The organism is Pseudotenacibaculum haliotis (genome assembly GCF_042684245.1).
Classification (GTDB): domain Bacteria; phylum Bacteroidota; class Bacteroidia; order Flavobacteriales; family Flavobacteriaceae; genus Polaribacter; species Polaribacter haliotis_A.
Window position 1 is genome coordinate 28,288 of the sequence record NZ_JBHULH010000003.1, and the last position, 23,549, is coordinate 51,836.

The following is a 23,549-nucleotide window of genomic DNA, read 5'->3' on the forward strand; positions in this document are numbered from 1 at the left end:
TTATAAGTTTGCAAAACTACAAATTATTATGCAAATTCAATGTTAAAATGCTAAGTTTGCAGACATTTACAGCAATAAACAATGAGGGTTTTTAAAACCAAGAAAGAGTTGAAAAGACATATCTCTGCTCTTCTTTCTCAAAAAAACAAAATAGGATTTGTCCCAACCATGGGAGCTTTGCACAAAGGTCATCTTTCTTTGGTTGACATGTCTAAAAAGGAAAATGACTTTACTATAGTGAGCATTTTTGTGAATCCTACCCAGTTCGACAAAAAAGAAGATCTGGAAAAGTATCCAAGAACCATCACCCAAGACCTAAGCCTACTTGAACAGATTAATTGCGATGCTGTTTTCCTTCCTTCTGTAGAAGAGATCTACGATCAAGATGTTTCTTCACAAGCATTTGATTTTGATGGATTGGAAAATGAAATGGAAGGAAAGTTTAGAGATGGTCATTTTGATGGTGTAGGGACAATTGTAAAAGCTTTTTTTGAAATAGTCACTCCTACAAATGCCTATTTTGGAGAAAAGGATTTTCAACAATTACAGATCATCAAAAAAATGGTTGAAAAAGCCCAATTAGATGTACAGGTTGTTGGCTGCCCTATCTTTAGAGAAGCAAATGGTTTGGCTATGAGCTCTAGAAATGAGCGTTTAACAGTTGCACAAAGAAACGAGGGTTCAATGATCTACGAAACGCTAAAATCTGTCAACAAAAAGATTGCAAGTCACTCTCTTTCAGACATTCAAAACTGGGTTACTTCTGAGTTTGAGAAACATCCATTGTTTGAATTGGAATACTTTGTTGTAGCTGATGAAGCTACGTTAAAAGAAGTGAAGAATATTTCTCCCGGAAAAAGCCATCGTGCCTTCATTGCTGTATACGCAGATTCTATTCGATTGATAGACAATCTCTCGCTAAACAATTAACATCTTTTTGAACTCAATATTCCCTTTTAAAAATTAAAAAAGTAGTACTTTTGCAGCATGTTAGTACAAGTAGTGAAATCTAAAATCCACCGTGTTAAAGTAACAGGTGCTGATTTAAATTATATCGGAAGCATTACCATAGATGAAGATTTAATGGATGCTGCCAATATTATTGAAGGAGAACGTGTACAAATAGTCAACAACGACAATGGAGAAAGACTGGAAACTTATGTGATTCCTGGTCCGAGAGGAAGCGGTGAAATTACCTTAAATGGAGCTGCTGCAAGACGTGTTGCTGTGGGTGATGTGCTGATACTAATTACCTATGCCTTAATGGACATAGAAAAAGCAAAAACCTTTAAACCGTCGCTCGTTTTTCCTAACGAAGCTACCAATACCCTTACATAATCTTGAGCCCTAAATTCAAAAAACTTTTAAAGATCATTCTTCCCCTTGCGTTGGGAATTGCTTTGGTTTGGTATTCCTTATCAAAAATCTCAATTGATGAGTTGTTGAGTTATTTTAAAAATGCCAACTATGCCTGGATTACTTTAGGTTTGTTTTTTGGAGCTTTAAGTCATTTATCAAGGGCCTATCGCTGGAAATTCATGCTAGAACCTTTGGGTTATAAGCCTAAGTTTGCCAATAGTACTATGGCCGTATTGGTTGCTTATCTAGTAAACTACACAATTCCAAGAGCCGGAGAAGCTTCAAGAGCTGCAGTAATGACAAATTATGAAGACATTCCTTTTGAAAAAGGATTCGGAACTATTGTTGCAGAAAGGGTTGCAGACCTAGTGATGATGTTATTAATTGTTGCTGTAACTTTATTCCTTCAGTTCGATTTTATTTGGGAACTGCTCACCAAAAACTTCGACCCGGTAAAGATTGGAATCTTGTTAGCTGCTCTTATTGTAGGGTTTGTCTTTTTTACACTTTACATCAAAAAATCTAAATCAGGGTTTGGACTCAAAATAAAGACTTTTGTAACTGGTCTTATTGAAGGTGTGATGAGCATCTTTAAAATGAAAAAGAAATGGCCTTTTATTTTTCATACGGTTTTTATTTGGGTAATGTACATTCTTATGTTTTGGGCTACCATTCCGGCTGTTGAAGGCTTAGATGTTCCTTACGGAGCTATTTTAGTAGGTTTCATAGCAGGAGGTTTTAGTATTGCCGCTACCAACGGAGGTATTGGATTGTATCCTGTTGCTGTAGCCGGAGCCTTTGTACTTTTTGGTGTTCCGGAAAAGCCAAGTGAAGCTTTTGGATGGATTATGTGGACTGCCCAAACAGCCATGATCATTGTGTTTGGAGGGCTTTCTTTTTTACTTCTGCCTATCTACAATAAAGAGAAGTAAATTTCTTTTCTTTGTGTAATAAACCTTTTTTAATGGCAAAGACCAAAACAACTTTCTTTTGTCAGAATTGTGGTGCCCAACATGCAAAGTGGATGGGACAATGCAATACCTGTAATGAGTGGAATACTATTGTTGAAGAAGTGATTCAAAAAGAAGTTGTTAGAGAATGGAAGCAGTCTACAACAGCTAAATCTGTTTCAAAACCTTTAAAGGTTGATCAGATCGAACTGAATCCCGAAGAACGGATTCCAACAAAGAACAATGAATTGGATACGGTTTTAGGTGGCGGACTCGTAAAAGGTTCTGTAACCCTATTAGGTGGAGAACCGGGAATCGGAAAATCTACCCTACTCTTACAAATCGCTTTATCCATCCCTCAAAAGGTTTTGTATGTTTCTGGAGAAGAAAGTCAATCTCAAATTAAAATGAGGGCTGAGCGTTTGCAAAAAAACTCTTCTGACTGCCTCATTTTAACGGAAACAAACACACAACAGATCTTTAGAAATATTGAAGAGGTCGACCCCGACATTTTGGTGATCGACTCTATTCAAACCTTATACACCAACTCTATTGATGCTTCTCCCGGAAGTATTTCTCAGATCAGAGAAACAGCAGCGGAACTCATCAAGTTTGCAAAAGAAACTTCTACTCCGGTACTATTAATTGGTCATATTAATAAAGAAGGGCAGATTGCCGGCCCAAAAATTCTTGAGCATATGGTAGATGTTGTTTTGCAGTTTGAAGGAGACAGGAATCATACCTATCGTATTTTGCGTTCTCAGAAAAATCGTTTTGGCTCTACTGCTGAATTAGGTATATACGAAATGCTTTCACAAGGGTTGAGAGAAGTTTCTAACCCATCTGAAATATTGATCTCAAAGAAAGATGCCGATCTAAGCGGAACAGCTATTGCGTGTACTTTAGAAGGCATTCGTCCTTTGATGATAGAAATTCAAGCCTTGGTAAGTACTGCGGTTTATGGAACACCTCAAAGAACAACTACCGGATACAATTTAAAACGTCTACACATGGTATTGGCAGTTCTTGAAAAAAGAGCCGGGTTTAAACTAGGGGCTAAAGACGTCTTTTTGAATGTTACCGGAGGAATCTCTGTAGATGACCCAGCAATAGACCTTGCTGTGGTTGCTTCAATTCTCTCATCCAATAAAGACATCGCTATTTCTCCTAATGTTTGCTTTGCTGCTGAAATTGGTTTGGCCGGAGAGATACGTCCTGTTTCTAAAATAGACCAACGAATTACTGAAGCCAGAAAACTGGGGTACAAAACCTTTGTTGCTTCTAAGTACAACAAGATTTCTGTTGAAGAAAAAGATATTAAACTCATTCTTGTAGGGAAGATCGAAGAGGTCTTTGCTACATTATTTGCATAAAAAAAGGTCGAGCGTTGCTCGACCTTTTTTAAATTATATAGAAATTTCTTTATTTCTTGTTTGCTTCTTTGATGTACTTCTCTAAAGCCATTGTCATAGAAGGTGTTTCCGGTGTTGGTGCAGTTATGTTACACTTTAAACCAGCTTCTGTAGCAGCTCTAACCGTTGAGTTTCCAAACACTGCAATGCGTGTATTGTTTTGTTTGAAATCCGGGAAGTTTTTGAATAATGAATCAATTCCTGACGGGCTGAAGAATACCAAAATATCATAGAACACATTCTCTAGATCAGATAAATCACTTACAACTGTTTTGTAAAGGATTGCTCTGGTCCAGTTTACTCCTAAAGCTTCAAGTTCTGAAGGAATTAATGGTTTTAGTTTATCTGAAGACGGTAATAAGAATTTCTCGTCTTTGTGCTTCTTGATAAGCTTTGCCAATTCCGGGAAAGTTCTGTTACCAACATAAATCTTACGCTTTCTGTACACAACATATTTTTGCAAATAGTATGCGACAGCTTCAGACTGACAGAAATACTTCATAGTATCCGGTACTTTAAAACGCATTTCTTCTGCGATTCTAAAGAAATGGTCTACAGCATTTCTACTTGTTAAAACAATTGCGCTAAATTGAGATAAGTCAATTTTTTGGGCTCTAACCTCTTTTGAGCTTACGCCTTCTACGTGAATAAATGATCGAAAATCGATCTTAACTTTTTGTTTCTCAGACAGCTCAAAGTACGGAGAAGTTTCCGTTTTGGGAGCAGGTTGAGAAACCAATATTGTTTTCACTTTCATAATCTTCTTCTACTTTATCTAAAATATCAATTTAAACAAAATCAATAATGGTGCTATTTCGAAGCTGCAAAGGTACAAAATAAAATAAAACAACTCTTTAATTATCAGGTTTTTGTTATTAATTAGGATTAACACAAGTCTGATTGCGAACAATAAAATTATTCCCGTTAAAAGCAGTGTTATTTTCTGAAAACCATAAAAGTAAAGTAGATTTAAAAAGAATAATCCAATAGAAATGGAGTATAAATAACTTCGTTTTGACAAAAAGAATTGACCTAAAATTTCTTTGATTCCAAAGAGTCTCATCAACAAGAATTCTAAAAATGCTCTCCCTAACATATAGATAAGCACATAGGAAGAGATCTTAGTAAACTCTACAAATCCAAACTCTATTTCCTTTTGATAATGGTTTAGCAGAAAATAAATAGTAAGAGACATGCTAATAAAAGAGAAGCCAATAAAAGTGGTGTCAAAAGCAGAGAATCCTGCCTTTTTTTCTTGAGACTCAATTTCCACAAACCCTTTGTTAAAAATAGAAAAGGCGTAGCCTTTCATTTTTTCGGCATTGAACAGCTTTAGCAAGAACATCAACAAAAGGCAAAACACAAATAGGATGGTTATCCAATTGTCTGATGATAGAACTCTTTCTGTTGCCTGCATGGGTTGCTTTTACCTTGTAAGATTAACACAAAATTAGTAATAAAATAGTGTATATTTGCTGCTACACTTACACCTTTTTATGTCTGACGCTTTAGTTATTATTCCTACCTATAACGAGAAAGAAAACATCGAGCCAATTATCAATGCTGTTTTCCAACAAGACAAGGACTTTCATATTTTGGTGGTTGATGATAATTCGCCTGATGGTACTGCTGAGATCGTAAAGTCTCTCATGCAGCAATATCCTGAAAGTCTTCATATTGAAGAGAGAACAGGTAAAAACGGATTAGGAACAGCATACATTCACGGATTCAAATGGGCTTTAGCTAAAGGCTATGAATACATCATAGAAATGGATGCCGATTTTTCTCACAACCCAAAAGATTTGATTCGTCTATACAATGCTTGTGAAATAGATGGAGCTGATGTTTCTGTAGGATCAAGATATTCTCAAGGTGTAAATGTAGTCAACTGGCCCATGAAAAGGGTTTTACTTTCTTATTTCGCCTCTAAGTATGTTCGTTTTATTACAGGAATCCCTGTACATGATACAACTGCCGGATTTGTTTGCTACAAACGCAATGTTTTGGAAACAATTAAATTGGATAAAATCCGATTTGTAGGATACGCTTTTCAAATCGAAATGAAATTCAAAACTTGGAAACACAAATTTAAAATTCAGGAAGTGTCAGTTGTCTTTACAGACAGAACGAAAGGTGAATCAAAAATGAGCGGTGGTATTGTATACGAAGCGCTTTTTGGTGTCATTAAAATGCGACTAAAAGGATTACGATGAATTCTTACTTGATAAAAAATGCTACAATTGTCAATGAAGGAACCACTACAAAAGGTGATGTGCTTATTGAGAATGGTTTGATAAAAAAAATTAGCTCTTCTATAGAAAATGATCTTGTAAAAAATATCGATGCCCAAGGAAAATATTTGATCCCGGGGATGATTGACGATCAGGTTCATTTTAGAGAACCCGGACTTACACATAAAGCCAATATTGCAACAGAAAGTAGAGCTGCTGTAGCCGGAGGAATCACAACCTTCATAGAACAACCTAACACCGTTCCTCAAGCAACAACACAAACATTGTTGCAAGACAAGTTTGACATTGCCGAGAAAAGTTCTTATACCAATTATTCTTTTATGTTTGGTGGAACAAATGACAATTTAGAGGAGCTTTTAAAGACAAACCCAAAGAATGTTGCTGGGATTAAGTTATTCTTAGGTTCATCTACCGGAAATATGTTGGTAGACAATCCTGAGGTTTTAGAAAATATATTTTCATCTACAAAGCTTATCATCTCTGTGCATTGTGAAGATGAAGGAACCATCAGAAGAAATACTGCACATTACAAAGAGATATACGGAGACGATATTCCTATTGAACTTCATCCTGTTATCAGAAGTGAAGAAGCTTGTTATATCTCTTCGTCCAAAGCTATTGAACTGGCTAAAAAAACAGGAGCTAGATTGCACATTTTCCATGTATCAACTGCCAAAGAAACATCATTATTCCGCAATGATATTCCTTTAGAAGAAAAGCAGATCACAGCCGAAGTTTGTGTGCATCACTTATGGTTTACTGATAGCGATTACAAAGAAAAAGGAACTCATATCAAGTGGAATCCGGCGGTAAAAACGGCTCAGGATCGAGATGGATTATGGAAAGCTCTTTTGGATGATAGAATAGATATCATTGCTACAGACCATGCTCCTCATACTTTAGAGGAAAAATCCAATCCTTATACCAAAGCTCCAAGTGGTGGTCCTTTAGTACAGCACGCTTTGTTAGCCTTGTTAGAAAAAGTAAAAGAAGGTGTGTTACCTCTTGAAAAACTGGTAGAAAAAGCATGTCATAACCCTGCTAAGATCTTTCAAATAGAAAAAAGAGGGTTTATCAGAGAAGGTTATTATGCTGATTTGGTTTTGGTAGACAATGACCAATCTCAAACTGTTAGCAGAGACAATGTTCTGTACAAATGCGGATGGTCTCCGTTTGAAGGAACTACATTTTCTTCTACCATTACGCATACATTTGTAAATGGTGTTTTGATGTATGACAATGGTGTTTTTGACGATACTACAAAAGGAAAGCGACTCACTTTTGATCGATAGTCATGAAAAGGATCGTACTGATCATATTACCTTTGGTTACTTTCTTGTCTTGTACAAGTAATACCATTTATGAGAAGCCCAAAGACCTTATTCCAAGGGACTCTATGGTGATACTTTTGCGCGATCTTTACGTTGCCAGTTCTGCAAAGAGCATTAAGAATAAAAATTTACAAAGAAGAATCAGCTATGTTCCTTTAGTATACCAGAAATACGGTATAGACAGCACTCGTTTTAAACATAGTAACCTTTACTATACATCTAAGATCGACCTGTATGAACCGATGCTAAAAGAGATCGTAGAGTCTTTAGAAAAAGAAAGAGATATCTATTCTAAAATTAAAAAGGAGCAAGATTCTATACGACAAGATTCGCTTAAGAAAAATCGAAAAAAGTTGTTGAAAGAAAAATCGTTGAAAAGACTAAAAGAAGATTAGTCCGGAAAATGATCACAAACTTTTTTGATCGTTGTTTCAACCTCTTCAAACTGAAATGAAATTGCCTTCTGTACTTTCTCTGAGCTATAGTTTGTTTTTGAATGTAGTGATTTTGCTGAATGTTTGCTCATTCTTGGCTTCTTTGCACTCAATTTAGATACCAACCACTCCCATCTCCAAAACAATCCAGATTGCCACTTTTTAACCTTTTTGCTAGGTCTTGGTCTTTTAAAAGCATTTGCAATAGCAAACAAAACTTCTTTGAAACTCTTATTCTCCGAGACTAAAATGAATCGCTCATTTTTTACATCGCTCTTCATTAGGATTAGCATTGCTTTTACAACATCCTCTACTCCAACAAACCCTGTAACTCCTTCTGCATAGAACGAAAGTCCTTCATATACTTGCGTAAATAACTTTCCGGATCCCGAATTCCAAAAGCCACTTCCTAAAATTACTCCCGGATTTACAACCACAACATCTACCCCTTCTTGACTTGCTCTCCAAACTTCCATTTCTCCTCCATACTTGGTAATGGCATATCCATGGTTGTTCTCATCACCGTTCCATTCATTCTCTTCGGTAGCAATGGCTTTCTTTTCATCATCTCCAATCGCAGCAATAGAACTTACATAGCATAGTTTTTTCACTCCGGCATCAATAGCCAAATTGACCATAATAGCTGTTCCGTGGATATTTACTTTTCTCATTTCCCTATAATCCTTAGGGTCAAAAGAGATAAATGCTGCACAGTGATATACTTCATGAATTCCTTCAAAAACCGGAATCATAGAAGGCACATCAGTAATGTCTGCCTTTACCCAATCGATTTTGGAAAAGGAAGCATCAACATCTTTGGTATAGTAAGAGAATACATTTTTTACAAGGTCTATGCTTTTTTCGGTTCTGAAAACAGCTCTTACAGCATCATTTTCTTGTGTTAAATGATACAATAAATGTGAACCTACTAAGCCCGTTCCTCCGGTAACTAAAATCATACTACGAAGTTAGTTTTTTTACACTAGAAATGTATCTTTGCCATATTATTAAATAAGACGATGACAAATTTTGTTGAAGAACTGAAGTGGCGTGGATTGTTACATCAGATCATGCCCGAAACGGAAGAGTATTTATTAGAAAATAAAGCTGCTGGATATATTGGTTTTGATCCAACGGCAGATTCTTTACATATTGGTAGTCTGGTACAAATTCTCATCTTAAAACATTTTCAAAGAGCAGGACACAAGCCTATTGCTTTGGTAGGTGGAGCTACCGGAATGGTGGGAGATCCTTCTGGAAAATCGAAAGAGAGAAATTTATTGGATGAAACTACTTTGCAAAAGAATGTTGATGGTGTAAAATCACAATTGGCTCGTTTTCTAGATTTCGATCCTTCTTCTGACAACCCTGCTGTTTTGGTAAACAACTTTGATTGGATGAAAGATATTTCATTGATCGAATTTGTACGTGATACAGGAAAACATATCACGGTAAACTACATGATGGCAAAAGATTCTGTGAAGAAGCGTTTGGGATCTGAATCGAAAGAAGGAATGAGCTTTACAGAGTTTACTTATCAATTGTTTCAAGGATACGATTTCTATCATTTGTACAAAGAGATGGATTGTAAGGTACAAATGGGAGGTTCTGATCAGTGGGGGAATATCACCACAGGTACAGAATTGATCCGTAGAAAACTTCAAGGAAAGGCTTATGCTATTACAGTGCCTTTGGTAACCAAAGCAGACGGAACAAAATTTGGAAAGACTGAAGGAGGAAATGTATGGCTGGATGCCAACAGAACATCTCCTTATAAATTCTACCAGTACTGGTTGAATTCTTCTGATGAAGATTCTGAAAAGTATATCAAGATCTTTACCTTTTTAGATAAAGAAACCATCGATAATTTAATTGCAGAGCATAAAGAAGCTCCGCACATGCGTTTGCTACAAAAGAAGATTGGAGAAGAAGTAACAGTAATGACTCACGGTCAAGAAGCCTATGAAAATGCAATTAAAGCGTCTAACATCTTATTCGGAAGATCTACTGCTGATGATTTGAAATCATTAGACGAGCAAACTTTCTTGGATGTTTTTGACGGAGTACCACAAGCATCGGTTTCTAAAGAAGATATTGAAAACGGATTGGATATGATTGGTGCATTATCTGCAAAAACCAATTTCTTAAAATCTAACGGAGATGCTAGAAGAGCCTTAAAGGAAAATTCTATCTCTGTAAACAAAGAAAAGGTAAAAGAAGACTATCTAATTACTAGTGATCATTTGATTGCAGGAAAATATGTATTACTTCAGCGAGGAAAGAAAAACTATTTCTTGTTAAAAGTTGAGTAGTTAACAACATTATAAACTAAAAAAAGCCAGCATTAATGCTGGCTTTTTTTATTGGGTTAAGATCAGTTTTTGACCAATCTTTAAAACGCTATTTCTTTTGATGGAGTTTGTTCTACACAAACTGGCAATAGATACATTGTATTTTGTAGAGATCTCTGAGAGCGTATCGCCTCTTTTTACTACATATACCTTACGTTGTGTTTGTTTACTTTTTAGTGCTTCTTCATAAGTAGTACAAAGTTGAATTTTACTTTGTCTTCTTGAATTGTGAAGATAGGGTGTTGTCCATTTTCTGGTTACCCAAAGTTCTCTTCCTCGAATTTTATTTCCTTCGCCAAAATCAAATAAATACTCTGGGTTCAAGTATTCTCCTTTGTAAGTGACTACCAAATGCAAATGACTTCCTCGAGTGTTTCCTGTGGTTCCTCCTTTTCCAATCGCTTGCCCTTTTTTAACAACATCTCCTCTCTTTACTAAATATCTTGATAAATGAGAATACATGGTTTCCAATCCGTTTTCATGACGAACAACTACAATTCTACCATGTCCTGTGACATATCCTACATAGCGAACCTTTCCGGCTAGCATAGCATATACTCTATCTCCGGTAATCAAATCTATATCAATTGCTCTGTGAGGTCTTCCTCTTCTCCATCCGTAACGTGAAGTAACTACTCTCCTTCTTCTTTTAATAGGAGAAGCGTATACACTGTCTTTAAATGTGATTTTAAATGGATATTCCACGACTACATCCTTATAAGGATTGAAAACTCTCGTATTCCAATATTCTGTCATAGGGTTTTCTTTTATGCAGTCTGCAACTATTGAATCTGTTTGCTTTTGAACGATTTCGTTAACTTTAGAAATGAACAACGAATCATTTTTTAATTCAATAAGTTCTTTGGATTGTGCGCTCGCTGCAACACAACTTAATATCAAACAAATACTAACAACTAATTGTTTCATAATTAATCTTCAATATAATTTAGGGGATTTAGTTTTTTTCCTTGATCTCTGAGTTCAAAGTGTAAGTGAGGCCCTGTTGTGTTTCCTGTGCTTCCCACATAACCTATTACCTCACCTTTTTTCACTCGTTTTTTCTCTTGGGTATTCAAGCTATACATATGAGCATACCAGGTTTCATATCCTTCTGCATGCTTCACAACAACTAGATTTCCCCATTGTGCTTCCTTTCTGGCAAGAACAACGATTCCTTCTTCGGAAGCCACAACTGGTGTTCCTTGATCTGCTCGAATATCAATTCCTTCATGCGCTTTGTTGATCTTAAGAACCGGATGCTTTCTATTCTTAGTAAAAAACGATGAAATATCTTTCTTTGTTGCCCCTTTTACCGGAAAAATGAATGAAAGTGCTTTTTTAACCACTGGTGTTTCTATTGTATTTACCACCTCAACTTTCCTTTCTTGAGGTTTTGCAAAAGCAAAGAAGAGGAATGCACATAACGGGAATAACAGAAGGTATTTGGCCTTAGAAAAATTGTTTGATCTTTCTTTGGTCATCATATCTATCCTTTTTTTCATCATTGGGTGATGGAAATAACTGTAGAGTGTATTCGGTTTTTTGATCTTCAAACTTTGTAAAAGCAACTCCATATACTCACTTAGTTTCACGTCTTTACTAAGTACCATATGATCTACCTGAAATTCATGTAGAGATTTTACGGATCTTCTATACATATATACAAATGGGTTTATCCAGAAAAAAGTGATAAACAATTCGATGAACAAAATATCCAACGAATGTTTCATACGAGCATGGGCTCTTTCGTGCTCTAAAATCCAAGGGTCACAGTCTGTTGCTGTTTCCTTAGGTATGAAAACCCAATTGAAAAAGGAGAAGATTTCCGAGCTTTCACTTTCAATAAGCTTATACCCTTCTCTATTGTGAACTATTGATTGTCTTTTTAAAACCCATAAGCTTCTTGTTGTATTAATCAACCTATAAAGACCAAGCAAGACCCCTAAAGAATAAATAATCAATACGATGTTCCAGTAATCTATAGCAGCATTTTCTGTTGCAGCAGACATCGTTTCTATTTCATGAAATGCCCCTAGCCTGATGTGTTCCATAAACACCAAATCTGCTGTTTCCTGAAACAGGGTTTCCGGCATGATCTGTTTGCTAAAAGGAATGAGTAGTGAAATAGGCACAAGACCTAATAATAAAAATCGATTTACAGCATGAAATGTTAGCTTACTCAAGAAGAACTTGTAAGCCAAAAAAACAATTGAGAAAACAACTGAAGCTTGCAGTAAATAGATAAAGAAACTACTCATTTTTACTTTTTAAATGGGTTATTTTCTCCTCTATCATTAATTTCATTTGTTCCAGTTCGGTTACATTCAAATCTTCACTGTTAGTAAAGAATGAAGCAAATTTGCTGGGAGAACCGTTAAAAAAACTCCCTATGAGTTGTTTCATGTGTCGTTGAAAATAACTCTCTTTGGAAATAGCAGGAGCATATTGATGAACTTTTCCGTAGGTTTTGTAAGTAAGGTATTTTTTTCTTACCAAAACCCTTACCACCGTTGAAATTGTAGTATATGCCGGCTTAGGTTCAGGAAACTCTTCAACAATATCTTTTAGGAAAGCTTTTTCTAACTTCCATACATATTGCATCACCTGTTCTTCTGCTTTTGTTAATTCATTCATGCAGCAAATATAGATTATTTTTTAATATAACTATAAATATAGTCATAAAACTATATCAATAGTTATGCAACTGCTTGTTTTGACAAGTAAAGGGTTTGTTTTTTAGCATAAAAAAGGTTGAAACTAGATACGCTTTAGTTAAAGATTGTACAAGCTGTCAGTATCTATTGCCGGGTGAGCTTCTTCTAAGTTGATCTCGTTAGCATCTGAGTGGTCTTCCATTTTTTGAGCAAGATTCATACTTATCTTCACCAAATAGATAGTATCATCTGTTTTGACCTCAACAGCATGAATGATTTCTCCTTTTGCATTGTTAAAGCTTACAATGTCATCATCTCCGTAGCCATCCGGGAATTTTTGCACCAAAAGTCGAACAACTTCATCTGTTAGCTTAATGTAATCAACAATTTTCCTTTTCATCTGTTTTCAATTTATTGAAGCAACTGCATGATCTATACATTCACGAGTTTGCTTATTTTTCAATAAATCAAAATTAGACCTTTCTCAAAATCGAAGGTTAAGCTTTTGTTTTCTTATAGATAAATTCAAGTAAAAAACTTCCAAAAACAATTCCAACAGCAATCAACACTCCTTTTAAGTTAGATTCTGCCTGCTGAACGATCAAAGCAATCAAGGCAATCAAGCATAGTAAGGTTGCTAAAAGGGTTATGATCTTGTTTCCTTTGATCTCTGAAGACTTCCTATAAGCCACATAATTCACCATTGCAAAAATGAGTAAAAAACCAACACTTCCTGCAGTAGAAATACTCTCCAGATTTAAAGTATTTGCAATAATAAGGGTTAGTACAGCAGTAATTGCTAAACCAATAGGTTGATTCCAGCAGTTTTTAGTCAGCTCATGAGGTAACTCATCATCTTCTGCCAACTCATAACTTACTCTACTTCCTCCATACAAAGATGCATTGATAGCAGAGAATGTAGAGATCAAAGCTGCAATAGTTATAATAGTAAACCCTACTTTTCCTAACAATGGTTTTGCCGCTTCTGCCAATACATAATCTTGGGCTTTGGCAATGTCTCCAAAAGGCAATGATCCAACCGTAATCAAAGCAATTATAATGTAGAGTGCAATTACAAACAATACAGAAATAAAGTACGAACGGGGAATATTCTTCTCGGGATTCTTAATATCCGGAGCAGCATTGGCAATCAACTCAAAACCTTCATAGGCAACAAAAATGACCATTCCACCGGTAAGGATCTTCATAGGCGCTTCCCAATTAGATACCGCTAGTTGATGTAGGTTTTCATTTCCGATCAATCCATAGATTCCCACAGCTACAAAAGACAAAAGAATCATCAGTTTAATAATCACGGCATAGGATTCTATTTTCCCTACAACTTTAATGCTGTAATAGTTGATTCCTGTAGCTAGTAAAATGATAAAACTAATGAAGATATGTGTATCTAAGGCGCCTCCTGTGATGGTAATCAAATTAGGTGCATAAGATCCAAAGGCGCTGGCATATAAAGACAACATGATCACATAACTAATCCAAAGTAAATTGTTCAATCCACCGCTAAAAATACCAATTCCAAATCCTACATTCATAAATTTTACCGTTCCTCCTCTGTCAGGATATTTCATCGATAGTTTAGCATATGAGTAAGACGTTAAAAATGCGATAACCCCAGCTATTAAAAAAGCTAGTGGTGTTGCTCCTTGCGCCAGCGCTACAGCCAGCCCTAAAACAGCAAAGATTCCTCCGCCTACCATTCCTCCAATTCCAATGGAAACGGCTTCTTTTAGGCTTATTTGATTTTTACTCATGTTGGTTTCGTTGGTTGTTACTAATATATAGACGACTCTTTGTTAAGGAGTTTGATTTGATTTATATCTGTTTTGATGACAAACCAATCGTCTCCCAATTTTTCTACCATGCCTTCTATGTTAGCCGGCTGACCAACAAAGGGTAATACTTTATCGTTAATTGGGTTTCCGTTTGTGTCGGTTAATAGAAAGTATTTTGCCACATTATTCCCATCAGTGGAGGCAAAAACAGGAGGAATTCCACCGGAAATACAACGAACGGCACAACTTCTGTGAATCTTTCCTTTTCCGGGTTTCATAACACCAAAATAGCATTTGGGGTCGATGATCTCTCCTTGAAATACCATTCTTGTGATCTCTTGCCCTGAAAAAATCGGAGTAACTGAACGATCTGCCAGTCGTACTTTTTCTTCATCTGTGATCTGCATCAATGTTTTTCCATTGTAGTAGATTAGATTTCCTTCAATTGTCAATTTTCTACCGTTTAAATCAGGAGTTTCTTCTTGAACTTTTTTCAAGTATGGATTAGCACTGGACTTTCCAAACCCTAACAATACAACGTTCTTAAAATCTCCCTCTGCCACCTCTACACGCAACATTGGATATGGGCTTTCATGATAAACTCCAGTGATCTTCGTTTCGGATGTCAACTCAAATGTACTGTTCTTAAAAGGTTTTTGGAAAAAGCTGAAAACTACAGCTCCCAACACCAAGGTAAACAAAGCCAGTAAAGCAAATCTTTTGATCGCTCTTCGGGTATTCTTTCCTAAGCTTCCTTCGATATAAGGAACAAAAAATTCTTTCTTTTCTTTCATGATTTTTTACTTAACAGTTAACAGGTTGTACCTCTGTTCCTTCTTCAAAAGGTTCTGGATTAATGTATATGCTTGTTCCTTGTAATTTAAGTTCGTATGTGGCCACTTTTTCTGTATAAGGTGGTGGAGACTGCCCATTCCCGGGTAAATATTGATAGCCGTGCCAAGGGCAAGTAACACATCCATCAATCACTTTTCCTTCCCCTAAAGGACCTCCTTGGTGTTTGCATACATTGTGAATTGCCGAAAGCTTTCCGTCGTATTTAAAAACTGCTACTCGTTCTTTTCCTACTGTAAAAATTTTGGCTCTATCATCTTCTATTTCTTCAACTTCACACACTTTTAACCAACCTTCTCTTTCTGCTAGTTTCATTTGGTCTGTTGTGCTTTCTTTCATCGCTGCTGCGATGTGAAGTCCGGTGATGCTTATAAAGCCTATCAACATAAACGAAATTGTAAACAGTGATGTTTCCTGCTGAAAGTTCCCTAAAAACACATGAGCTAGCAGTAATATATACGCTAGATAAACCATCATATGTAATCGCTTCCAAACTTTTGCCGAAAGGTTTGCCAAAAAGAAATCGTGGCTTGTTGCCGCCATTACAAACAAGATCAACAAGGCTAAAAAACCTAGTACCTGAAAAGGGAAGTTTACCAATGAGCCATAATCCATATTAGAGGTAAACAACGACCAAAACGGATTTACATCACCCAAGGCATGAAACTGAAACATAGAAAAGCCTCCATGCACCAAAGCAGCAATAAACATACTTACTCCTAAATGCCTTCTGTTGTATAAAATAGGAAGAAAACGGTTGTTCAATCGGCACAAAGGACCTATGATCAAAATGATGTGCAGCATGACAATAGCTAATGAGCCAAAAGAGCGAATGATTAACGTTTCCGGAGAAGTATTGGGGTTAAAGATCAGTGTAATTCCGGTAAATAAGAGAATGTACAGAATCATTCCAAAAACGATGATCCTGTCATATCTTTTTTTGAATTTGTTCCAGATGATATATTGATAACTTACACTCATTAGAATTTCAGTTTAGTAAGTTCAACTTCTTTTATCTCATCAAATATTTGGATTCCCTGTATGGGATTGTCTGTGTAAAAGACATAAATACCAACGGTAGACACTTGTCCTAAAGACTTGCTTCTTTCTCCGTTTGCTCCTATTCCATAGACTACGGAAGAAGATGCTTTTAATGGAGTTTTAACTATTAGTTGTATTTGATTTCCTTTCTGAGAGAGTTTGATCCATTTGTTTTCTTTTGTTTGGACTGAAGTAATCGCTTCTTCTCGATTTTCTGTTCTTTGAGAATCAAAATTCAATCCTCTTATCGTAAAAAACAGAAAAATTGTCCCAAAAACAGCGATTAAAATCCAACTGATCTTATGCGCTTTTCTTAATCCAGAGGTCATACAGAAGTCGGTTTAGATTTGAATGCTTTCCTTATAAACAAAGGCCATGTAGCTACAACTCCCGGGAATAGCAGTACTCTAACTCCTTTTTTTCCATTAGCTAAGATCGGATCGATCTTATTAGCTCCTACAAATAGAAAATAGAGTCCGAATAAGATCCCAAAGGCGATATAAAACCCTAGAAATCCTAAAAATATTTTGATGATCATTTCCATCTTAGATCAGATTTACATCAGCCATTACTTCCAATACTGCGGGGCCTTCTTGTGTGAATAATTCTGCCATACTCGATTCTAGATCGATCTTATTTTCAACTCGCTTTCCCCAAGCTCCACATGATCTTGCAAACTCAGAAAAATTAGGGTTGTGTAAATCGGTTTTCCAAACATCAAATTCTCCTGCTCGTTGTTCCTTAGATATCTTTCCTAGTTCACCGTTATTAACCACAATAAGTTTTACCGGCATTTCATATTTTACCAATGTAGAAATCTCTGCCAAATACTGACATAACCCTCCATCACCAGATACTGCTACAATGGACCTATTTGTTCCAACTGCTGCAAAAGCCCCCATAGAAGCTGGTAAAGCAAATCCGATAGATCCTAAATATCCAGACATTAAAAACGTATGTTGTTTACTTTCAAAATACCTTCCAAAAGAATAGGCATTGTTTCCTACATCTACACACATGATGGCATCTTTAGGTGCTAGTTTGGTAAGCGCTTCAAAAATGGCAATAGAGCTTACGCCATGCCCTTCGTCTTCCAACAATCTCTTTTGTTTTTCTGCTTTCCAAATCTTCCAACGTTCAGCAATTTCAGAACGTTGATCTACTGTGTTCATCTTTCCTTCCAAAGAAGTTGTTAATTGGGCCACCGTTGTTGAAATTTCTCCCCAAAGAGGCACATCGATCTTATGAAATTTACTTAATGCCAATGGATCGAAATCTATTTGTATTGTTGGTTTTTTAGGTGTAATTCCTGTATGATTGGAAAAGGAGGCTCCAATTACCAATAAGGCGTCGCTTTCATTCATAAACCACGAAGCAATAGGTGTTCCGCTTCTTCCTAATACACCACATCCTAACGGATGGTTATCCGGAATTTGTCCTTTTCCTTTAAATGTTGTTAATACCGGTGCATTGATCTTTTCTGCAAAAGCAATAACTTGATCCATATGAAAACGCGCTCCGTGCCCAACAACAATTACAGGTCGTTTTGAAGATGACAACAGCTCTACTGCTTTCTCAAATGTTTCTTTGGGCGGTGAAATGGTAAAAGGTGTGATTCTTCCTTCTGGAGTTTGTGCTTTTTCCCATTTTTTTGGAAGCTGTGTTTGTACATCATCCGGAAATGTCAAATGTGAAACATCTCTATTAATGATCGCGTGTTTAACAGCCAAAGCCATTAGTTCGCTGTGCTTACTGGCAGTTTCTACCCTATGGTTGAATTCGGCAACAGATTCAAAAGCATTGATCAAATCTACTTCTTGGAAGTTTCCGGTACCTACTACTTGCGTTGCTACCTGTCCGGTTAAGGCAAGTAACGGTGCTCTGTCTACTTTGGCATCCCATAAACCTGTGTACAAATTGGTGGCTCCGGGACCTGCAATGGTAAAGCATGCTGCCGGTTTTCCTGTTAGCTTTCCATAAGCTGAGGCTGCAAAAGCTCCGGCTCCTTCATGTCTAATCCCAAAGAACTTTAAGTTTCCTTTTTCTTCTTGTCTTCTTAAGGCATCTGCCATCCCTAAATTGGAATGACCTACCATTCCAAAAACGCGATTTACTCCCCAATTCACCATGGTTTCTACCATGATATCAGAAATGGTTGTTTCGTGAGGTGCTTCTTCTTCAACACCAACATAAATAGCCTCGCCTTCTTCTTTTACAGGAAATGTATCAATTCCATCGTCAAACCCTCCCGGTGGCTTTCCTGTACACGGATCAAAATCCCAGCCATGCCATGGGCAACGCAGCATTCCGTTTTCTATAGAACCTTCGCCTAAAGGTCCTCCTTGATGTGGGCAACGATTATCTAAAGCAGAAAATTTCCCTTTGTAATGTGTTAAACAAATCCCTGTATGATTGGCAGTAACTGTTTTAACTCTTCCTTCTGGAAGATCTTTTTTATTATCCAATACTTTGTGCCAAACTAGTTTTTTTGTGCTCATAGGTTAATATGTTGATTCTTTAAATTGATCTTGTCGTATCCTCACAGCTCTTAGCGAATAGAGAATTAGAAAAGTGATGGAGATAAATACGCTTAATACGCCCAATAGCATTGTGCTTATACCAAAGGAATTGGAAAAGGAATAAAAGTTTTGTACTCCGGATAATATTCCGGAAGCAACCATCATTCCGGCGCCTATATAAAGTCCAACCAATCCTTTATTTAAAAGTTTGAGTTGTCTTAGCTTTCGTTGACTGATCTCGTCATTGCATATTTCTAACTTCAATCGTTCTGCAATCTCACCACTTAAAGCGATCAATTGATTTGAAGTGGATAAGATGAGTAATCCTATTCCCGGTAAAATTGTTATGGGCAAATACCATTGTTCCATCTCTTATCTTAAAAGTTTTTGTATTTCTTTTTCTATGGTCAACCTCTACACGATCATTGAAAACACCATGTTGGTACAGGTATGAACAAGAGTAACTTCCTTATAGTTTCCAGTTTTAAAAAATCTGAGAATAAGATCTTTAAAATTGCTGAAACACTTTTATGGATTTACATATTGATCGATCGCTTGTGTATAAAAGTCTACCGCTTCTTCTACAGAAATTCCCGAAACCGGAAGCGCAAACCCTTTCCATCCATTGTTATGGTAAACTCCTTTTTCCAAAGATCTGGAAGAAGGAAGCTCTATAGCATCGTGCCCTTTATAACCACTTACATACAAATAAAAGTCGTCGATCATCGTATCTGGAATAGCCATTCCTAAACCAATTCCAATCTCATTATCAGTGACAAAAAATGAACCTGAATCAAAATGATGCGGCCAAATTCTTATTGCTGTATTTTGATGGACTTTTTTCAAAACTTCTTCTAGAGAACTTTGTGCTAAATCTCTTTGCTGAATTAACTGATTTGTTATCTCTTCTGGAGGTTTCTGAAAAATAAATCCGCTTGTAATGTTTTCATACGGGAGCTCGTAGTGTAACTTGTATTCATAGACTTTAGCATACTTTAAATCTAGAGAAACACGTCGAATCCAAGTAATGATTTCTGAGTGTGATTTCCCGTCTAAAAGCATCTCTTTTCTGTATCCGCTGTCATTAGTCCATCTCAATGAGAAATTTTTATAATCTAAAGACAAAACACAATTGTGATCACTTAACGGATGTGTGCGAAGCACACCGTTTTTCCATTCCAAATTGGTATGACTATCGTCTGCTTTTGAATCTAGAAAACTAATGGCTGTTGTTGCCAAATATTGTGCCGCTATGTGAAATGTTTTTACCATACTACGATGTAACTCCTGCGTAATTGATTCCTGTTAATCGATGCATCTCATAATCGAATGTTGAGAGATCGTTATGATTAAATTTAGAGATATCGTCATATCCACAAGCCCTTGCAATTACTTTGATCAGGTTATTGGTTGCGTAAAAATAATTGTGTAATTGTTTTGCAGATGATTCAATAATCAACCTGCTTCGTAAAGATTCTTTTTGAGTAGCAATTCCAACCGGACAGTTGTTGCTTCCACAGGCACGCATTCCCAAACAGCCTACAGCTTGTAGCGCTGAGTTTGAAACGGCAATAGCATCTGCTCCCAACATCATTGCTTTTGCAAAATCTTCTGCAATTCTCAATCCTCCGGTAATGACTAATGTGATGTCTGTTGCACCAACTTTATCCAAGTATTTTCTAGCTCTGGCCAATGCCGGAATCGTGGGCACATTAATGTTGTCTCTTAAGATGGTTGGTGCAGATCCTGTTCCTCCGCCACGACCATCTAAAATGATGTAATCAACGCCAACATCTAAGGCAAACTGAATGTCTTTTTCTATATGGCTGGCTGCTATTTTGAACCCAATAGGAATTCCTCCTGTTCTCTCTCTTACTTCTTCGGCAAACTTCTTAAAGTCTTCTACTCCGTGGAAGTTTGGAAAGGTTGCCGGAGAAATTGCTGTTTCTCCTTCTTTTAGTCCACGTACGGCAGCTATTTCTGCACTTACTTTGGTTCCCGGCAGGTGTCCTCCGGTTCCTGTTTTTGCCCCTTGCCCTCCTTTGAAATGAAAAGCTTGAACATTATCTAATTTATCCCATGAGAATCCAAATTGTGCAGAAGCCAATTCGTAGAAATAACGACTATTGTTCGCTTGTTCTTGCGGAAGCATTCCTCCTTCTCCCGAGCAAATTCCGGTTCCAGACATTTCTGCTCCTTTAGACAACGCAATCTTAGCTTCTCTTGACAAAGCTCCAAAACTCATATCCGAGACAAATAGCGGAATATCTAATTCTAACGGTTTCTTTGCTCTGGGTCCAATCACAACTTTGGTTGTTACCTCATCTTCATCTAACAGCGGTCTCGAAGCCAACTGTGCCGGCAAGAATTGAATATCATTCCATTTAGGAAGTGTATTCCTATCAACTCCCATAGATGCTGAAAAGCCGTGGTGCCCTAAGTTTTTTAACCCGTTTCTGGCTAGTTCTCTAATATACCCTGTATAAGGTTCTGTATCTTCAGGATGTGTGTCTGCATAAGCTCCTAAATACTCATCTCTCTGAAACGGTTGTGGGTGTTTCACTTCAAAAGCAGCTACTTCATTTTCGTCAATTAAAAGATCATCTCCTTCAATGTACTCCTGAAACTTATGCAATTGCTCGTCGTTGTTGTACTCGCTAATTCCGGTATCGTATCTGTAATCCCATCCGTGGACTCCACAGATCAGATTTTTTCCATCAATATGACCATCTGCCAACAAGGCCCCTCTATGATGACATCTACCATACAAAACAGAGATTCCTGTTTCGTGTTTGATAATTACCAAATCGGTATTCTTTACTAAAGCGTAGCTTGGTTGCTTCTCTTTCAATTCAGAAACAGACGCGATTTTCACGAGTTTTTTTTCCATGAAGACTTAGTTAATTGAGTTCTTTAAGTTAATTGATTTTTTCTAAATATCTAGCATCCTGAAAGTTAAAAGCACAACAGCTTTAACTTTCTTACAGAAAGAGCCGAAAGGGTGTTTTTTCGGCTCTCAATAACTCCATCATTAATAAGCTCCCCCGAACTTACTTCCCTCTATTATTTTTCAGTGATTTTTTTCCAGTTTTTATCTGCTTTTTCTTTCAGCTGTTCTGCACCTTCTTTTACCCATAAGTCTAGTGTGTTGGTGCCCCAAGAATTATAGAATAGGTAGAGTTTCCCATCTCTAATTTCAAATGTTTCCGGATCGATCGATACTTTCTCTCCTTTAGCTCCCATTGCATAGGCACAAAATCCTCCGTATTGCGGAACATATTTTGTTGGATTCTCTTTGAATTTTTTCAGATTCTCTTGAGATGAGAAGTAAAATTTTACTCCGTCGTATTCTGTTGCGATTTTTTTGTTTCCTTTTTTTGCCTGATTGTCAAAATAGGATACAACATCATATCCTTTGGCAACTGCCCCTTTTTTCACGTAGTAATTTTCCTGTGCAAAAAGTGATGCGGAAAAAGTAACAAATAGTAGTAAGATGATTTTTCTCATTTTTCTCGTTTTGATCCATGAGAATAGTCGAAGAGAAAATTTCTTGATTACACTTTTTTGAAAAAGTTTTTAGATCACCATCAAATTACAACCTCTAATATCGGAATGATCAAAACGTCCTAAAACTTCAAAAGCCCCATTTTCATTAACCTTTCCAAGGTCTTGAGTAGCAATAAAAGAACAGGAATTGTAATTGGCTAGATCAATAACATTTAAACCTCCCGTTTTGTAGTCTTTTAAAACCGTAAACGGATCTTCTGTGTCTCTCGACAATATTTTCATCCACGGAGGGCAATTAAAAATTCCGTTTCCTTGGGAATATCCTTGACTCAGCAACTCTGTCATTCCATATTCAGAATGAATCTCAGAAACACCAAATCCTTTTTGCAAGATCTGATGGAGTTCAAAGCGAGTGAGTTCTTTTCTCCTTCCTTTCATCCCCCCTGTTTCCATCACAATTGTGTTCTTTAATGCAAACTGCTCTGTTTCTATTAGATCCAACAAGGCAAAAGTGACTCCGATCAATAGAACTTTTTCTCCTTTTTTATCCAGTTCTCTTAGCTTTTTTGAAAGTTCAGCAAGATCGTTAAGATAAAACCCACTGTCCGGTTTTTTAGATCTCTTAATGAAATCATTTGCCATATAAATTAGCGAAGAACCTTCTCTCTCCAAGTAATTGGGAAGCAATGCCAGAACGGTATACTCTTCAATATTTCCATAAAAGTGTGCAAAGCCTTTTTGGTAACTCATCTCGTACCAAGACAAGTCTGTAACCAAATGCTTACTGGTAACACTTCCTGTGGTTCCCGAGCTTGTAAAGATTTCTTGTACTCTTTCTTTTGATGAAAGAATTTCGTGTGATTTAAAAAACTGAATGGGTAAAAACGGAATCTCTTCAATGCTTTTTACATCGCTAGGGTGTATATACAAGAGATCGCAAAAAGACCGATAACTTACATTGTTCTCAAACTGATGTTTGAAAACTCGCAAAGAAAGATCTTTAAAGTCTTCTTCTGTTTTTATGTTGAAAATTTCGTTTTGCATTGAAAAAGCAAAAATAAAATTTATTTGACGCAACCATTTGATATTTTCTG

General features: G+C 36.6%; 26 protein-coding genes. 8 read left to right on the forward strand and 18 right to left on the reverse strand.

Annotated elements, in window-relative coordinates; genetic code table 11:
* Nucleotides 1–81: 81 nt before the first annotated feature.
* Genes panC through radA form a run of 4 tightly spaced genes read left to right on the forward strand, consistent with a single transcriptional unit; the run spans nucleotide 82 to nucleotide 3,682 of the window.
* Nucleotides 82–930 carry a pantoate--beta-alanine ligase gene (gene panC / locus ACFSRZ_RS05650; protein WP_379665557.1) on the forward strand — a complete coding sequence of 283 codons (849 nt, stop codon included), beginning with the start codon at nucleotides 82–84 and terminating at the stop codon, nucleotides 928–930.
* Nucleotides 931–987: 57 nt separating this feature from the next.
* The gene (panD, locus tag ACFSRZ_RS05655) at nucleotides 988–1,338 is read left to right on the forward strand and encodes an aspartate 1-decarboxylase (RefSeq protein WP_379665558.1); all 351 of its coding nucleotides are present in this window, start codon (nucleotides 988–990) and stop codon (nucleotides 1,336–1,338) included.
* A 2-nt stretch (nucleotides 1,339–1,340) separates the two neighbouring features.
* On the forward strand, nucleotides 1,341–2,291 hold the full coding sequence (locus tag ACFSRZ_RS05660) for a lysylphosphatidylglycerol synthase transmembrane domain-containing protein (RefSeq protein ID WP_379665559.1): 951 nt from the start codon (nucleotides 1,341–1,343) through the stop codon (nucleotides 2,289–2,291).
* A gap of 32 nt (nucleotides 2,292–2,323) precedes the next feature.
* Nucleotides 2,324–3,682 carry a DNA repair protein RadA gene (gene radA / locus ACFSRZ_RS05665; protein ID WP_379665560.1) on the forward strand — a complete coding sequence of 453 codons (1,359 nt, stop codon included), beginning with the start codon at nucleotides 2,324–2,326 and terminating at the stop codon, nucleotides 3,680–3,682.
* 49 nt (nucleotides 3,683–3,731) lie between these two features.
* Here radA and ACFSRZ_RS05670 read toward each other — a convergent pair whose 3' ends face one another.
* Both ACFSRZ_RS05670 and ACFSRZ_RS05675 read right to left on the reverse strand, forming a co-directional pair.
* A complete protein-coding gene (locus tag ACFSRZ_RS05670) occupies nucleotides 3,732–4,478 on the reverse strand; it encodes a uroporphyrinogen-III synthase (RefSeq protein WP_379665561.1) in 747 nt (248 codons plus the stop codon).
* Between the two features lie 18 nt (nucleotides 4,479–4,496).
* A complete protein-coding gene (locus ACFSRZ_RS05675; protein ID WP_379665562.1) occupies nucleotides 4,497–5,138 on the reverse strand; it encodes a DUF4271 domain-containing protein in 642 nt (213 codons plus the stop codon).
* Nucleotides 5,139–5,217: 79 nt separating this feature from the next.
* On the opposite strand from ACFSRZ_RS05675, the gene ACFSRZ_RS05680 reads away from it, so the two are divergent.
* Genes ACFSRZ_RS05680 through ACFSRZ_RS05690 form a run of 3 tightly spaced genes read left to right on the forward strand, consistent with a single transcriptional unit; the run spans nucleotide 5,218 to nucleotide 7,699 of the window.
* Nucleotides 5,218–5,934, forward strand: a complete 717-nt coding sequence (locus ACFSRZ_RS05680) for a polyprenol monophosphomannose synthase (protein ID WP_379665563.1) — start codon at nucleotides 5,218–5,220, stop codon at nucleotides 5,932–5,934.
* On the forward strand, nucleotides 5,931–7,265 hold the full coding sequence (locus ACFSRZ_RS05685; protein WP_379665564.1) for a dihydroorotase: 1,335 nt from the start codon (nucleotides 5,931–5,933) through the stop codon (nucleotides 7,263–7,265). Before ACFSRZ_RS05680 ends, ACFSRZ_RS05685 begins: the two co-directional genes overlap by 4 nt.
* Nucleotides 7,266–7,267: 2 nt before the next feature.
* Nucleotides 7,268–7,699 carry a DUF4296 domain-containing protein gene (locus ACFSRZ_RS05690; protein WP_379665565.1) on the forward strand — a complete coding sequence of 144 codons (432 nt, stop codon included), beginning with the start codon at nucleotides 7,268–7,270 and terminating at the stop codon, nucleotides 7,697–7,699.
* Here ACFSRZ_RS05690 and ACFSRZ_RS05695 read toward each other — a convergent pair.
* Nucleotides 7,696–8,697, reverse strand: coding sequence for an NAD-dependent epimerase/dehydratase family protein (locus ACFSRZ_RS05695; RefSeq protein WP_379665566.1), 1,002 nt, complete (start codon nucleotides 8,695–8,697; stop codon nucleotides 7,696–7,698). The genes ACFSRZ_RS05690 and ACFSRZ_RS05695 overlap by 4 nt on opposite strands.
* 60 nt (nucleotides 8,698–8,757) lie before the next feature.
* Here ACFSRZ_RS05695 and tyrS point away from each other — a divergent pair, with 60 nt between their 5' ends.
* Nucleotides 8,758–10,050 carry a tyrosine--tRNA ligase gene (tyrS, locus tag ACFSRZ_RS05700; RefSeq protein ID WP_379665567.1) on the forward strand — a complete coding sequence of 431 codons (1,293 nt, stop codon included), beginning with the start codon at nucleotides 8,758–8,760 and terminating at the stop codon, nucleotides 10,048–10,050.
* Nucleotides 10,051–10,098: 48 nt separating this feature from the next.
* Here the strand turns inward: tyrS and ACFSRZ_RS05705 are convergent, their stop codons facing one another.
* The 15 genes from ACFSRZ_RS05705 to ACFSRZ_RS05775 all read right to left on the reverse strand — a co-directional run bounded on the left by ACFSRZ_RS05705 (nucleotide 10,099) and on the right by ACFSRZ_RS05775 (nucleotide 23,499).
* Nucleotides 10,099–11,016, reverse strand: a complete 918-nt coding sequence (locus ACFSRZ_RS05705) for a peptidoglycan DD-metalloendopeptidase family protein (RefSeq protein WP_379665568.1) — start codon at nucleotides 11,014–11,016, stop codon at nucleotides 10,099–10,101.
* A gap of 2 nt (nucleotides 11,017–11,018) precedes the next feature.
* Nucleotides 11,019–12,347 (reverse strand): peptidoglycan DD-metalloendopeptidase family protein, encoded by a 1,329-nt coding sequence (locus tag ACFSRZ_RS05710; RefSeq protein WP_379665569.1) that lies wholly within the window; start codon nucleotides 12,345–12,347, stop codon nucleotides 11,019–11,021.
* Nucleotides 12,340–12,723: a BlaI/MecI/CopY family transcriptional regulator gene (locus ACFSRZ_RS05715; RefSeq protein ID WP_379665570.1), complete on the reverse strand. Its 384-nt coding sequence runs from the start codon at nucleotides 12,721–12,723 to the stop codon at nucleotides 12,340–12,342. Before ACFSRZ_RS05715 ends, ACFSRZ_RS05710 begins: the two co-directional genes overlap by 8 nt.
* 138 nt (nucleotides 12,724–12,861) lie before the next feature.
* Nucleotides 12,862–13,143, reverse strand: a complete 282-nt coding sequence (locus tag ACFSRZ_RS05720) for a hypothetical protein (RefSeq protein WP_379665571.1) — start codon at nucleotides 13,141–13,143, stop codon at nucleotides 12,862–12,864.
* A gap of 97 nt (nucleotides 13,144–13,240) precedes the next feature.
* Nucleotides 13,241–14,515, reverse strand: coding sequence for an APC family permease (locus tag ACFSRZ_RS05725; protein WP_379665572.1), 1,275 nt, complete (start codon nucleotides 14,513–14,515; stop codon nucleotides 13,241–13,243).
* Between the two features lie 20 nt (nucleotides 14,516–14,535).
* Complete coding sequence (locus ACFSRZ_RS05730; protein WP_379665573.1) at nucleotides 14,536–15,330, reverse strand: hypothetical protein; 795 nt, start codon at nucleotides 15,328–15,330, stop codon at nucleotides 14,536–14,538.
* A gap of 10 nt (nucleotides 15,331–15,340) precedes the next feature.
* Nucleotides 15,341–16,369 carry a Rieske 2Fe-2S domain-containing protein gene (locus ACFSRZ_RS05735; protein ID WP_379665574.1) on the reverse strand — a complete coding sequence of 343 codons (1,029 nt, stop codon included), beginning with the start codon at nucleotides 16,367–16,369 and terminating at the stop codon, nucleotides 15,341–15,343.
* The gene (locus ACFSRZ_RS05740; RefSeq protein ID WP_379665575.1) at nucleotides 16,369–16,758 is read right to left on the reverse strand and encodes a hypothetical protein; all 390 of its coding nucleotides are present in this window, start codon (nucleotides 16,756–16,758) and stop codon (nucleotides 16,369–16,371) included. The genes ACFSRZ_RS05735 and ACFSRZ_RS05740 overlap by 1 nt, the downstream gene beginning before the upstream one ends.
* A complete protein-coding gene (locus ACFSRZ_RS05745; protein WP_379665576.1) occupies nucleotides 16,755–16,973 on the reverse strand; it encodes a hypothetical protein in 219 nt (72 codons plus the stop codon). The genes ACFSRZ_RS05740 and ACFSRZ_RS05745 overlap by 4 nt, the downstream gene beginning before the upstream one ends.
* Nucleotide 16,974: 1 nt before the next feature.
* Complete coding sequence (locus ACFSRZ_RS05750) at nucleotides 16,975–18,927, reverse strand: thiamine pyrophosphate-binding protein (protein ID WP_379665577.1); 1,953 nt, start codon at nucleotides 18,925–18,927, stop codon at nucleotides 16,975–16,977.
* A 3-nt stretch (nucleotides 18,928–18,930) separates the two neighbouring features.
* Entirely contained in the window at nucleotides 18,931–19,317 is a 387-nt protein-coding gene (locus tag ACFSRZ_RS05755) for a hypothetical protein (RefSeq protein ID WP_379665578.1), read from the reverse strand.
* A 159-nt stretch (nucleotides 19,318–19,476) separates the two neighbouring features.
* The gene (locus tag ACFSRZ_RS05760) at nucleotides 19,477–20,220 is read right to left on the reverse strand and encodes a hypothetical protein (protein ID WP_379665579.1); all 744 of its coding nucleotides are present in this window, start codon (nucleotides 20,218–20,220) and stop codon (nucleotides 19,477–19,479) included.
* A gap of 1 nt (nucleotide 20,221) precedes the next feature.
* Nucleotides 20,222–21,838, reverse strand: coding sequence for a glutamate synthase-related protein (locus ACFSRZ_RS05765; RefSeq protein ID WP_379665580.1), 1,617 nt, complete (start codon nucleotides 21,836–21,838; stop codon nucleotides 20,222–20,224).
* A gap of 173 nt (nucleotides 21,839–22,011) precedes the next feature.
* Nucleotides 22,012–22,455: a YHS domain-containing (seleno)protein gene (locus tag ACFSRZ_RS05770; protein WP_379665581.1), complete on the reverse strand. Its 444-nt coding sequence runs from the start codon at nucleotides 22,453–22,455 to the stop codon at nucleotides 22,012–22,014.
* Between the two features lie 69 nt (nucleotides 22,456–22,524).
* On the reverse strand, nucleotides 22,525–23,499 hold the full coding sequence (locus tag ACFSRZ_RS05775) for a LuxE/PaaK family acyltransferase (protein ID WP_379665582.1): 975 nt from the start codon (nucleotides 23,497–23,499) through the stop codon (nucleotides 22,525–22,527).
* Nucleotides 23,500–23,549: the final 50 nt, after the last annotated feature.